The 11,358-nt window shown below is 48.0% G+C and carries 15 protein-coding genes and 2 pseudogenes; 4 read left to right on the top strand and 13 right to left on the bottom strand.

The annotated features are described in order from the left end of the window. Nucleotides 1-114: 114 nt before the first annotated feature. The 4 genes from BM159_RS11680 to BM159_RS11665 all read right to left on the bottom strand — a co-directional run bounded on the left by BM159_RS11680 (nt 115) and on the right by BM159_RS11665 (nt 1,958). Nucleotides 115-573: a hypothetical protein gene (locus tag BM159_RS11680; protein WP_093914386.1), complete on the bottom strand. Its 459-nt coding sequence runs from the start codon at nt 571-573 to the stop codon at nt 115-117. Nucleotides 574-627: 54 nt separating this feature from the next. Then, on the bottom strand, nt 628-879 hold the full coding sequence (locus BM159_RS11675) for a DUF2624 family protein (protein ID WP_093914385.1): 252 nt from the start codon (nt 877-879) through the stop codon (nt 628-630). A gap of 101 nt (nt 880-980) precedes the next feature. After that, nucleotides 981-1,319 carry a Nif11-like leader peptide family RiPP precursor gene (locus tag BM159_RS11670; RefSeq protein ID WP_177206045.1) on the bottom strand — a complete coding sequence of 113 codons (339 nt, stop codon included), beginning with the start codon at nt 1,317-1,319 and terminating at the stop codon, nt 981-983. A gap of 123 nt (nt 1,320-1,442) precedes the next feature. Then, a complete protein-coding gene (locus BM159_RS11665; protein ID WP_093914383.1) occupies nt 1,443-1,958 on the bottom strand; it encodes an RNA polymerase sigma factor in 516 nt (171 codons plus the stop codon). Nucleotides 1,959-2,343: 385 nt separating this feature from the next. Between BM159_RS11665 and BM159_RS11660 the strand changes: the two genes are divergently transcribed. The 4 genes from BM159_RS11660 to BM159_RS11645 are packed head-to-tail and all read left to right on the top strand — an operon-like array spanning nt 2,344 to nt 5,842. Further along, a complete protein-coding gene (locus tag BM159_RS11660) occupies nt 2,344-3,048 on the top strand; it encodes a hypothetical protein (RefSeq protein ID WP_143089448.1) in 705 nt (234 codons plus the stop codon). 14 nt (nt 3,049-3,062) lie between these two features. Further along, a complete protein-coding gene (locus BM159_RS11655) occupies nt 3,063-4,346 on the top strand; it encodes an FAD-dependent monooxygenase (protein ID WP_093914381.1) in 1,284 nt (427 codons plus the stop codon). A gap of 19 nt (nt 4,347-4,365) precedes the next feature. Further along, on the top strand, nt 4,366-4,548 hold the full coding sequence (locus BM159_RS11650; protein ID WP_093914380.1) for a DUF362 domain-containing protein: 183 nt from the start codon (nt 4,366-4,368) through the stop codon (nt 4,546-4,548). Between the two features lie 10 nt (nt 4,549-4,558). After that, nucleotides 4,559-5,842: an NAD(P)/FAD-dependent oxidoreductase gene (locus BM159_RS11645; RefSeq protein WP_218149589.1), complete on the top strand. Its 1,284-nt coding sequence runs from the start codon at nt 4,559-4,561 to the stop codon at nt 5,840-5,842. A gap of 192 nt (nt 5,843-6,034) precedes the next feature. Here BM159_RS11645 and BM159_RS11640 read toward each other — a convergent pair whose 3' ends face one another. The 9 genes and pseudogenes from BM159_RS11640 to BM159_RS11600 all read right to left on the bottom strand — a co-directional run. Further along, on the bottom strand, nt 6,035-6,349 hold the full coding sequence (locus BM159_RS11640; RefSeq protein ID WP_093914379.1) for a branched-chain amino acid transporter permease: 315 nt from the start codon (nt 6,347-6,349) through the stop codon (nt 6,035-6,037). Beyond that, nucleotides 6,346-7,032, bottom strand: a complete 687-nt coding sequence (locus tag BM159_RS11635) for an AzlC family ABC transporter permease (RefSeq protein WP_093914378.1) — start codon at nt 7,030-7,032, stop codon at nt 6,346-6,348. Before BM159_RS11635 ends, BM159_RS11640 begins: the two co-directional genes overlap by 4 nt. A 353-nt stretch (nt 7,033-7,385) precedes the next feature. Continuing rightward, complete coding sequence (locus tag BM159_RS11630) at nt 7,386-8,150, bottom strand: tetratricopeptide repeat protein (RefSeq protein ID WP_093914377.1); 765 nt, start codon at nt 8,148-8,150, stop codon at nt 7,386-7,388. A 53-nt stretch (nt 8,151-8,203) separates the two neighbouring features. Next, nucleotides 8,204-8,851, bottom strand: a pseudogene (locus BM159_RS11625) (ADP-ribosylglycohydrolase family protein); the annotation flags it as partial. 29 nt (nt 8,852-8,880) lie between these two features. Beyond that, nucleotides 8,881-9,321, bottom strand: coding sequence for an HD domain-containing protein (locus BM159_RS11620; protein WP_093914375.1), 441 nt, complete (start codon nt 9,319-9,321; stop codon nt 8,881-8,883). 32 nt (nt 9,322-9,353) lie between these two features. Next, on the bottom strand, nt 9,354-9,935 hold the full coding sequence (locus tag BM159_RS11615; protein WP_093914374.1) for an SEL1-like repeat protein: 582 nt from the start codon (nt 9,933-9,935) through the stop codon (nt 9,354-9,356). Between the two features lie 269 nt (nt 9,936-10,204). Then, nucleotides 10,205-10,399: a hypothetical protein gene (locus tag BM159_RS11610; protein ID WP_093914373.1), complete on the bottom strand. Its 195-nt coding sequence runs from the start codon at nt 10,397-10,399 to the stop codon at nt 10,205-10,207. 64 nt (nt 10,400-10,463) lie between these two features. Then, nucleotides 10,464-10,820 carry a DUF6508 domain-containing protein gene (locus BM159_RS11605; RefSeq protein ID WP_093914372.1) on the bottom strand — a complete coding sequence of 119 codons (357 nt, stop codon included), beginning with the start codon at nt 10,818-10,820 and terminating at the stop codon, nt 10,464-10,466. Nucleotides 10,821-11,186: 366 nt separating this feature from the next. Then, nucleotides 11,187-11,358: pseudogene (locus BM159_RS11600) on the bottom strand (IS200/IS605 family transposase); the annotation flags it as partial.

Raw genomic sequence — 11,358 nt, 5'->3', positions numbered from 1 at the left:
GCCGTGGGAATCAGATCCCACGGCTGTTTAATTAAATATAAATTTGCTTAACCTGGCGCCACGTCATTCACCAGCTATACGATACTCTCTTTTCGCCGTACCGTATGCCTTTCGTTAATTAAGAACGCCGCATTTAATTTCCGTTACTTTGCCATATTTAATTTCAATCTTTAACCCGATGCCCTGCATCCCTTCGGCATAATAAATAAAATCTTCTTCGTGGATGAAATCCGGTTCGCCATAGGCTTTTTTTACCATGGCCATATCGGCGCCCAGACCGATGCCGGCCTTTGTTTTGGCATCACTGAAATCATCGGCTTTGATTTTGGTTAATTTACCGTTTACAAATTCAAAATCCAGGGAGTTGCCGTATTCGTATTCTACTTTTTCCCCGTAGGATTTCATTTCACGCTCGGATTTTCTGGGACGTCCATAGGCATTTTCAACGGTGCTGACAGAAGCTCCGTAAGGAATTCCGCCAAGTTCCAGCTGGTTTGCGGGTACCGTGGCAAAACAGGTTGAGCCTGCGAGAAGCGCAGCGCCTGTAATAACAGTTAATAACAGCTTTTTCATTTTCGTTTTACTCCTGAAAACATTAACAAATATGATAATTCTGTCAGGCTTTATTTAATCCCTGCAGGGGCAACCGTCGCCACAATTATCCAGGCAATTCCAGCAGGCATTGCTACCGCCGGCAACACTCTTCAGCGCTTTTTCGTCCAGCTCAATGTCGGCAAGTTCCTCCAGATAGGCTTCTGCTTCGGCTTTGGTAAGTTCAGCGCCTTCGGCCTTTGCCAGCGCCATTAAGTCTTCCGCGGTTTTACACTGCAGGGCCTTTGCGATCATTTCTTTTGTGAGTTCGTTTTTGTTAATCGGCATGATGAAATCCTCCCCGTAAGAAAATACTTACTTAAAATAAAGCCAGCTTATTTTTTCAAACCTGACACCTGTTTATTTCTTCAAACCTGGAAATTTCACTCTTAACTGCTCAGCGTCCAGCAGCTGGTGCCCTCCAAGTTGCAAGTGCCGCCCGCAACATTTCTCAGCGTTTTTTCGTCCAGCTCAACGTCGGCCAGTTCCGCAAAATAGGCTTCCGCTTCGTCCTTCGTAATCTCAAACCCTTCCGCCTTAGCCAGCGCCATCAGCTCGTCGACTGTCTTGCACTGCATAGCCTTCGCAATCATTTCTTTTGTCAGTTCATTTTTGTTGATTGGCATAATTTTCCCCTCCTCATTATAACGCTTTATGCGGTTCCATATCCGTTTTTCCAGTTCTTCGTTTTCTGCGGAAAAATCCGACTGCCGGAAAAGTCTGTCCATTTCATCCATTCGGATTTCACCCTTTCCTGAATTTTGTACGTTACCTGCTCAATTATATATACGAATCTTATCCCGTAAAATTGACAGGCTTTATAAAAAATATAGAAACTATTATGTTAAAAACTATTTTGGATTCCCGTCCAGCGTCCTGCATTTTTCCAGTAGGCGATGGTAGCGCTGGCTGACAGCTGCCGGATTCAGGCCCATCAGTTCCCCGATTTCCACGTTCGTCATATCCAGTTCATACCGGAGCGCCAAAAACGCCCGTTCCTCTTCGGAAAGCTGCCGCAGGATGCGGTATGCCCGGCGGTTGACCGGCTGTTCCGGTTCCCATTCCCCTTCCTTTTCCCGGATCAGCTCCGGGGCGGGAAACTCCCTGTGCCGGTACGCCTTGCGACAGTAATTTTCCACCGCATTATGGGTAATCCGGTTAATCCATGTAGCGACGCTGCCCCGTTTCGAATCATAACTCCGTAAATTTTGCAGCAAAACAAGGAATACTTCCGCCGTCGCATCCTCCGCTTCTTCCCGGTGCAGAAGACGGCTGAACGCGTAGTTGTATACGCGGCGGTAATATTCCCGGTAAATTTCTGTAAAAGACAAATCGCTTTCCCGTGTTGTATTAATCACCCGAATCATGATTATTCACTTCTGATATAAAAATTCCAGTTCCTTTTTAACTATTATATACGAAATTGTAATTTCATACCATAAGGATATGTAAAATTATACAAATTTATAATACATGCAAAACCGGCTTTCCGGAATTGACGCTTGTGGAATTATATTGTTAATTATATCATTAAAAGTTTTGCTTAGCAAAACCGGGATTTATTCTATTATTACGTATCATCATTACGTATCATCACATTATCACGGCAAATTTTTACAGCACACGCCTGCAGCAATTCTCCTGACGCATCTCCCGCAAAGGACCGGACAATCTTCCTTTCGGAGTCTTGACACAGGGAACACGGGATACTATGCTATAATTGTAAGAAAATTCTTTAAGAGGTGCGCGGCCGTGGGAATGTATGAAGAAAACGAAAAAAAGGTACAAACCATTTTAGAGCGGGGCGTCGGAATCCTGGCCCGGAATTACGGCGTGCGGAAACTGGACGCAGGTGATTTTTCCGCCCCGGTAACCCTCAATACACAGTTCCGCATCGCCCATTATGAAATCGAAAACGTGGGGCATCTGATGACGATGTATACGGAAAACAATCCGCAGCTGCTGATGGCGACGTATACATTGACCCCCTATTATAAAAAGCTGCCCCTGATCAGTTCCGATTTTATTTTCAACGGGGACGGCGGCATGTTCCTGATCGAAATTTATGAACTGGTCAAAAACAGGGAAGCAGCCCCCTTCCAGGCATGGATCCGGAAGTACGCGGAACGCTTCCGGGATCTGGCGGAGATTGGGGACATCCCAACGGAGCCCTGCTTCTATGACCCGGTCCGCCCGGTTTATGTATGTAAAAAGAGATTCCCCGGCCGGGACCAGGACGCTGTCCAGAATCTGATTGACATTATGAAAATTTTTATTGCACAGGAAAAATCGGAGAAACGGCTGGAAAAAGCGGACGCGGCGGAACAGGAAGCGATCCAGCGGAAATTTGTGGATGACCTGATCGACCAGAACGGTGTTTCCACAAGGGTCTGGGTGAAAGAACACGGTGCGGACTACGTACGACGGTTTTTCCATGAAATATTTTTCGGCGTATAGGAAAGGAGGAGCCAATGAAAAAAGACATCGTGATCGTGGGCGCGGGACCCGCCGGCCTGATGGCGGCGCTGAAGCTGGCGGAACGGGGGATAACGCCCACCGTAATTGAGATGAAGAACAACATGGACAAGCTCAACCGGGCCTGCTCCATGCAGTTTATCATCGACGACGAATACGAAGCGGACATACTCAAAATCAAAGGACAGAAGCTGGTCTTTACGAAATGCGGGCTGGAGGTTCCGTATACCGGGAAGCTGATTCCGCTTTACAATAAGTACTACCATTCGCCCAAGGATCACATCATCCGCTTTACGAGGAATGACGGGAAGGATCCTTTTTCCTATAAGTTTGACAAGCAGTTTTTATTGAAGAGCCTCTTTGACGCCTGCGCCGCGATGGGCGTCGAGTTCATGATGGGAACCCTGGTCCTGGTTGGGAAGGACAAAGGGGACGGGGTGGAGCTTACCCTCCGGCAAAAAGGGAAAAAGTTCGCCCTCACCTGCGATAAGCTGATTATTGCCGAAGGCGTGAACGCATCGGTCTGCGGCAAGTTCGGTTTGAACAAGCAGCGCCTGGGGCAGGCTGGGGATCAAGTGCTTGATATGGGCATGGCCTACAGCATGAAATATCTCATGGAAGGAATTACGGGCGTTGAGAATAACAGCTGGAACCTGTACTACGGCAACGCGTATCATTCCCGGACGGCCTGCATCATCGGCCCCAGCCTGGAGGGGGACGGCATTTTTGAAGTGACCATTACCGGTTCTCCGGGCCTGATGCCAACGAAGATATTTGAAGAATTCACCACCGCAAGCCCCATGGCTAAACATTTCAAAAACGCGAAGCTGATCAAGAAAAACGGCTGCGGGCTGAAACCTTTCATGGCCATGAAAGAACCCTGCCGCGGCAATGTTATGGCCATCGGCGACTGCGCCGCCATGGTCGAAGTGGAAACCCAGGGGGGCCTCCTGTGCGGATACCGGGCCGCGAAGGCCGTTGCGGAAGAACGGGAAGGCAAGGACGGTTTCGCGGCGTATACGAAATGGTGGCAGGATTCCTTTGAGTTTAACAGCGACGATTACATGGAGGTGAGCAAGGGCTACGCGCTGGCCTTCGTCTATACGGACGATGAGCTGGATTATCTCTTCTCCCTCTGCGAAGGACATAACCTGCACGGCACCTACAGCCAGTACCTGACCCCGAAACTGATCTGGGACTGCATCCGGCTTTCTTCGGAAAAAATCAGGGCGGAGCAGCCGGAAATCTACGCGAAGATGCATATGATGGGACAGATTTAATTACAAGGAGGAAACTACGATGGCTCATGTTATCTCTGATGAATGTGTCGGCTGCGGCACCTGCGCAACGTTCTGCCCGGTGGGGGCGATTTCCCAGGGGGAGGACGGTTATTACGATGTAGACCCCGCTGTCTGTGTGGACTGCGGAAGCTGCGAAAAAGCCTGCCCTGTCCAGGCCATCGCGGCGGAAGAGAAAGGATGAGGGCGCGGCCATGATGAAAGATCTTCTGATCGTGGGCGCGGGTCCCGCCGGACTCCTGGCAGGGTATACCGCCGCGCAAAAAGGCCTGAACGTAACCATCGTCGATATGAAGCGGGATATCACGACGGTCAACCGGGCCTGTTCCGCCCAGTTCGTGCTGGACGAGGGGTACGAGGGGGAAACGCTGAAGGCCGGGGACGGGAAACTGGTCTTCACCAAGAACGGCTTCGAGGTTCCGTACCGGGGAAAACTGGTCCCGATCCTTCATAACTACATGTATTCCCCGAAAGGTCACCGGGTCGCCTTTGAATATGAAGACCTGCGCCCCACGGCGCTCAAGTTCGATAAAAAAGAGCTTTTGCGCGGCCTTTTGGAACAGTGCGAAAAGGCGGGCGTTGAGATCCGCACCAATACCATGGCCCTCAAAGGCCGGGATAACGGAAAGTCCGTCGTCCTGACCCTGCGCGGAGACCGGGGCCAATATGAGCTGGAGGCGAAAAAACTGGTCATCGCGGAGGGTGTGAACCGCAGGCTCACGTCCATCTTCGGCCTGAACAAGGGCTATCAGTGCATGGGCATCCCCCTCACCTGCGAATACACGCTGGAAGGAACGGAGGGCATCCCCCACAATAGCTGGATCCAGTATTACGGTGATGTCTATCATCCGTTCATGGAGATTATGGTGGGTGAAAGCACCGAAAGCGATGACGCCCTGGAGTTTACCGTTATGGGGCTGGGGGACATGAGGCCGGCCGCCTTTTTCGAAAAACTGGTAAAAGACAGCCCCCTGACGCCGAACCTCCGGAATGCCCGGATCGTCCAGCGCAAGGGCTGCGGCTGCTGTAACTATCTGTCCCTTTCCAAACCGTATCACGGCAACGTGCTGGCCATCGGCGACAGCGCGGCCCATATCGAGGTCATCAACCAGGGCGCCATGATGTGCGGGTATCACGCGGGTCATGCCGTCGCGGAGGAACTGGACGGCAGGAACGGGTTCGAAGCGTACGCGAAATGGTGGAACGGCGCGTTTGAATTTAACTGCGAAAATCCCATGGAGCAGTTAAAACTGTACGGCGCCCTCAGCATCAAGCGGACCCTGGCGGATGATGAAATCGACTATCTCTTCTCCATGCTGGCGGATGAAAAACATTGCGGGCACTTCAACCAGTATGAGGTTCCCAAAAATTTCTGGACGGATGTCCTGAAGCACGACGCTGAGATTCGAAAAGACCGGCCCGCGCTCTATGACAAACTGGCGGCCATAAGAACTTACAAGGAACAGGGAAAGTTTTAAAAAAGAGTTAGAATATAATTTTAAAAACACAGCGCGGTCTGCATTTGTTTTGCAAGCCGCGCTGTGTGCGTTAGTAATCTTTGTAAGTTAGTAATCTTTGTGCGTGATTAATCAAAGAGATGAATTACGCTCATTCCCCACGTTCAATTCCTTACGTTCATTCCTTACGCTTTTTGCAAGCTATAAGTTTTCTCAACAAAAAACCGTCTGCACAAGCGCCATGTACAGTATCGTTCCTGCCAGAATGCTGAGCAGCGAATTCCGTTTCCAGGCCTGTGCGCCTGCGACACAGGCGACAGCTGTCAGTTCCGGAATGCCGGAAAGATGGCCTGAAGGGGAAATATCTTTCAGGCAAAAAACCACCAGCATGCCAATAATTGCCTGCGGAAGCACCTTCCCAAGATACAATATATATTGAGGCGTGTGTTTTCTGAACATGAGAAACGGAAGGAAGCGAAGCAAGATGGTCACGATCGCCATTACCGCAATAAGAAGAGAAGCTTTCATAGCGTTTCCTCCCCGTCTCTGCGCAGTAATGACAGCGCCAGCGTAATCAGCAGCATCGCCGGGATCAGGAAGTTTTCCCGCCCGAACACGGCAAGGCTGAGAAGCGTACACAACAATCCGGTAAGCGCCGGGACATGATTCTTTGTTTCCAGCCACTGTTCCGTAAAGGCAGCGACAAACAGCGCGGTCATCGAAAATTCTATTCCCGCCGTGGAAAACGGAAGCACGGCCCCGAGCAAATTTCCGAGGATGCTGCCTGCGATCCAGTAACAGTAATTAAAAAATGAAACAAAGAAGCGGTAGCGTTCCGGCTCAACCCCTGCCGGAACTTTCCCGTCGCAAAGCAGGGAATACGTTTCATCCGTAAGAGCAAAAATCATAAAGGGTTTATATTTGCCGGCGTCTTTATACGTATTAATCATGGAAATGCTGTAGAATAAATGCCTGGCGTTTACCATGAACGTTGTAATGGCGGTGGTCAAAACAGACGCTCCGCCGGTAAGAAGCCCCACTCCTACATATTGCATCGAACCGGCATACATAAAAATACTCATGGCGGCAGCCCATGCGGTCCCGTATCCGGCATTCCGCATGAGAATCCCAAAGCCCATCCCGATTACAACATAACCTGCCAAAACGGGAATCGATTTATAAAATGCCTGCCTGATGGTCTGTGTGTTCATGTGTCCGCCCTTTGCCTGATAATCAGAATTTCCTTAATTATAACAAATCAGCCGCAGAAAAATCTACGGCTGTTCTGAACCCAGAATGTTAAATATATTCCGATTGAAAAAAGAATTCCAAATATTAAAGATACTATATTTTTAGCTAAAAAATTAAGCAACGTTTCTTCCGGATCATTCAACGGATCTTATGACATACTGCATAAAACCGTATAAAATGCGGTTAATAAAACGACTGGAATAAATAATTATTTACGCAAGTACGAGTCAGGCATACTTCACCTGCTGAATCAGCACAAATAAAAGAAAACGGAGCACCCGTATGAATGCTCCGTAAAAAAGTCTGCCCTTTATTAATTGACCCGGGGATCCGTTGCTGCCTTCTTAACCAGTTTCCACTTCTGATCTATCTCTCTTTTTGTAATGTCCGTTGCGATTGCCTCGTAACCTCTTTCGTCAAAAATCCGTTTCGCGGTATCAATCAGTTCCGCTGCGGTATCCAGGTAGAGAGAACCTAACCGGTAGCAGGCCCGCCAGTAATAATCATCCAGTTCGTAATAGGGAGACCTGTCCGTCGCAATGCCGGTATAATAGTCCCACGCTTTTTGCACGTCCTGTTCCACATAAAGACCCAGCCGGTACATTTCGCCCAGAGCGTACCTGGTGCAGAAGGATTTATTACCATCGTCTCTGGTAAAATACGCGTAGGCTTTTTCATAATCCGCGGGGACTTCGGTGCCGTTAAAATAGATCATGCCTATGCATTCATTGCCGAATTTTGTCCCCGCCTTAGCTGCTTTTTTATACCAGTGGATTGCTTTTTTTATATCTTTCTTTACGCCGGTCCCTTTTGCATACGCATCACCCATAAAAATGCACATGTATTTATAGCGTTTTATCTTTGTGAGTTTTTTTATATATGCCAGCTGGCGCTGCAGCATTTCGTCATCCGGGTCCTCTCCCGCAAGTCCGTTGTAATTAATGGTCTGCACCGCGTCATACATGGCTTTGACATTTCCGGAGTCCGCCCTCTTCAACAGCTTGCGGAAATCACAGGGTTTGTCATTTTTATAGTTTTTAACTTCCACCTGTTGTTCCAGTATCTCTTTTAATTCCATTATGTGCCTCCTGCTTTTCTGTAAATTCTACACCAACAGTTGCCTCGTTTTATCATTATGGCCTGCGGCACCGTATCCTGGCAGGTCTCATTGAACCGGTATGTCGGACGGATCTCATCCGGCGTCCGGGACAGGTCGTATCCGAATTCCCTCTCAATGTGTTCCCGGATGCGCTTTTTGCACTCTGCCGGATTGTCATTGATGGGTTCCTCGTAATCACGGGCCCAGCCGCCAAAGTAAAAACGGCACAGGAAAATGGCATCCGCAGTTGCCAGCGCCCCTTTGATTCCTTCCGGATGATTATGGGTGACCGCCGCGGACAATTCCGCCATGTTCCTGCCGACGTAAGGAGCCAGGCCCGTCCTGCCGTAAAAACCGCAATTCATTATCCACCCGCAGGGAGACACACGCATGGCCGAGCCGTTGCCAAAGCTGTTATAAGGTTCCCTGTCATCGTTGAACAGCCAGGTATAGAATCTTCCGCCATAACCGGCATCCGGGTACATTTCGCCGTATTTTTTCATGGCATCGATAAAATCATCTTTCTTTCCGCCATTCATGACCGCTTCCGCAACCGCGCAGGTCATCACGGTATCATCCGTGAAAAAACAATCCTCCCGGAATAACGGGAAATCTTTTGTTTTTATGTTGTTCCATTCGTATACGGAACCGACAATATCGCCAACGATTGCTCCCAGCATCTGTATCCTCTCCTTTTCACGGACATGAATTACCGTAATGGATTTTCCTCCAGTAATGCCATCGCCTTTTTATATTTCTCAAGCCTTTGTTTCGTTTCTTCATCAACCTCGCCAATCCGGGATAAATCGGAGTTATGCGCCAGGTCCGCCAGTTTCACCGCTCTTGCGATGGGATTGTCTTTGAGTTTTGCCACGTAATCCAGATACGGCACATCATCTTCGTGGGTCATCAGCGCCACTGCTTCCAAAATTTCTTTTCCGAAACCTTCGGCAGCAAGATCTTCCAGCGTATAATCCGTGTCTTCCACCACGTCATGCAGCAATGCAACGATTGTAGTAGCCTCGTCTGTCATCTGTTCCGCCACATGGGCAGGATGAAAAACATAAGGCAGTCCGCTTTTGTCCACCTGATCCTTGTGCGCTTCATAGCAAAGTTTCATGGCTTTCTTGGTTTTGTCTGTATAAATCATTGGTATGCCTCCCGCTCTGTCCTCTACATTATTTACGGTTCAATCTCTTCAAAAAGGTCCTTTCCGTAAATATATACGTCTTCCTCTTCATCGTCAACCAATTCATAATAGTCGTGTTTTTCCACCAGCACGTCATAAATCTTGCCCTTTGTAAGGCAGAGGACATCATCTGAAATACAACGGACTTTCTTTACAACCGGCATTTCTTCTATCATTTTAATATAATCTTGAACTTCCCGTTCCAGTTTTTCCCAGTTCCGGTACAACTCCTCTTTTGTAATATCCGCAGATACTGCCTTTGAATCTCTCTTTTCGTATAACTCTTTTGCTTTTGTCACATCCCGAAACGCCGCATTAAGCGCTGAAAAGGAGTTCCCAATATTATATAAATCCATACCTTTGCGATAGCAGGCCCGCCAGTAATACTCATCCGTTTCACGCAAGGGATTCGTGCTGTAAACAATTCTGAAATAATAATCCCACGCCTTATCCGGATTTTTGTCCACAAGAAATCCCTGCCGGTACATCTCCCCTAAATAATAAAGACCGTAAAACGATTCCCTGCTGCTAACAGTTTCAAAATATTCCAATACGATTTTGGCATTTTCAGTCATAGAATCATTTCCCTTTCCGACAGAAAACTGTTATTTCTATTTAGAAAATCAAACCCGGTTAACGAACCGGCAACCCTTTTTATATACCTCTCGCACCTGATTTAAAGACATAAACACTTGCACCGTCGGAATTAACTATACGAATCAAATCTTGCTTCAATCCCGTGACTTGTGCAAAATGATCTGATACCACTGAAGGCACCTGTTCCATGAAATCTTTTCTGCAGCACATCCAGCGGGTCTTCCCCCGGACTGTTTGCACAAATCAGTTAAAAAAACTTTTCAGCAGATGCGGGAGGAAGCGTCAGCCAGTATTCGTAATCACTGTCTCCCCAAAAATCTTCCGCTGCTTTACCGATATCCTGCCCGGAAATCGTAAGTTCTCCTTCATGCAGCGACGCGTCAACGTAGATAGAAACATAAGAACCGTCCTGTTCACATAACGTAACTTTCTGTTTGCTCATTGATTTCCCCTCCTCTGTATCATGCGCATAACAAAATTCATCATATCGCCGTTTGTTCAGGGCTTTACGGTTTTGTAATCTCATGCAGCCTTACGCTTAACGCTTCCAGCGTGCCGTCATTCAACGCATCTTCTATCGTTCCGTCACAGAACCGTTCTGCCCTGATCAGAAATGTCATCCGTGTCAGGATTTCATCCCGGGTCAGTTTCGGAACCGGCTTCCCTTTGATTTTCTCCATATTTTCAAAATAATTTTTATCCGTCAGGTCCAGATCATACATCGCATTAATCCAATCAGTGACTTCTTTTGAATATATCGGAAAGGGCAACTGTGATATTCCGTCCGGCTGCAACCCGCCTCCCCACGGACTATGCTGTGTTTTTATCATGGGCAGCTTCCGGCATTTTTCATTGATAGTCAATTCCGTCACCTCCGCTTTGGCATCTGTTTAATTTCGGTTGTTTTACGGTTTAAACCCATTATTCTCTCTACCTTAATTATATAAGAAATACGGTTACAGCGGTCGCCCGGGAAGCGACAATTGAGGTTTTCTCCGTCTTTCACCATATAAATTTTACCATATTTATATGTCCGTTTGTCTGGACTTGGAGGGATACTGCAAATCACTGTTCATGCGGGATCCGGACGATGGCTGTTAAACCGGAAATATGGGCGCAAATCGCTTCCACCCCTTCAAGGGGTGGTTCGCTTAGCCCTATAAGGGCCCAACACAGGCCAGCGCCTAAATGACGCTGGCTTTCACTTTGTTCAAGCCGCAGTGGTATGACTACTTGCTACCCTTAAAAGGGTCTTCGTATTCTTTACTGAATAACGAATCTTCCATTTGATCCATCTTATCCTGTTCCCGGATATATTTCTGTATGGTTTGCGCATTCAGCCCTACCGTACTAACGTAATATCCGGTTGCCCAGAATTTTCGATTTCCAAATTTATATTTC

The sequence above is a fragment of the Succiniclasticum ruminis DSM 9236 genome, from assembly GCF_900112895.1.
Taxonomy (GTDB): domain Bacteria; phylum Bacillota; class Negativicutes; order Acidaminococcales; family Acidaminococcaceae; genus Succiniclasticum; species Succiniclasticum ruminis.
Note: the sequence above shows the minus strand (reverse complement) of the source record. Positions and strands in the feature narration are given on the sequence as shown.

Excerpts from the sequence above, each read along its gene's own strand:
- BM159_RS11680 (WP_093914386.1), bottom strand. The coding sequence starts at position 573 with ATGAAAAAGCTGTTATTAACTGTTATTACAGGCGCTGCGCTTCTCGCA.
- BM159_RS11675 (WP_093914385.1), bottom strand. The coding sequence starts at position 879 with ATGCCGATTAACAAAAACGAACTCACAAAAGAAATGATCGCAAAGGCC.
- BM159_RS11670 (WP_177206045.1), bottom strand. The coding sequence starts at position 1,319 with ATGGACAGACTTTTCCGGCAGTCGGATTTTTCCGCAGAAAACGAAGAA.
- BM159_RS11665 (WP_093914383.1), bottom strand. The coding sequence starts at position 1,958 with ATGATTCGGGTGATTAATACAACACGGGAAAGCGATTTGTCTTTTACA.
- BM159_RS11655 (WP_093914381.1), top strand. The coding sequence starts at position 3,063 with ATGAAAAAAGACATCGTGATCGTGGGCGCGGGACCCGCCGGCCTGATG.
- BM159_RS11650 (WP_093914380.1), top strand. The coding sequence starts at position 4,366 with ATGGCTCATGTTATCTCTGATGAATGTGTCGGCTGCGGCACCTGCGCA.
- BM159_RS11645 (WP_218149589.1), top strand. The coding sequence starts at position 4,559 with ATGATGAAAGATCTTCTGATCGTGGGCGCGGGTCCCGCCGGACTCCTG.
- BM159_RS11640 (WP_093914379.1), bottom strand. The coding sequence starts at position 6,349 with ATGAAAGCTTCTCTTCTTATTGCGGTAATGGCGATCGTGACCATCTTG.
- BM159_RS11635 (WP_093914378.1), bottom strand. The coding sequence starts at position 7,032 with ATGAACACACAGACCATCAGGCAGGCATTTTATAAATCGATTCCCGTT.
- BM159_RS11630 (WP_093914377.1), bottom strand. The coding sequence starts at position 8,150 with ATGGAATTAAAAGAGATACTGGAACAACAGGTGGAAGTTAAAAACTAT.
- BM159_RS11620 (WP_093914375.1), bottom strand. The coding sequence starts at position 9,321 with ATGATTTATACAGACAAAACCAAGAAAGCCATGAAACTTTGCTATGAA.
- BM159_RS11615 (WP_093914374.1), bottom strand. The coding sequence starts at position 9,935 with ATGACTGAAAATGCCAAAATCGTATTGGAATATTTTGAAACTGTTAGC.
- BM159_RS11610 (WP_093914373.1), bottom strand. The coding sequence starts at position 10,399 with ATGAGCAAACAGAAAGTTACGTTATGTGAACAGGACGGTTCTTATGTT.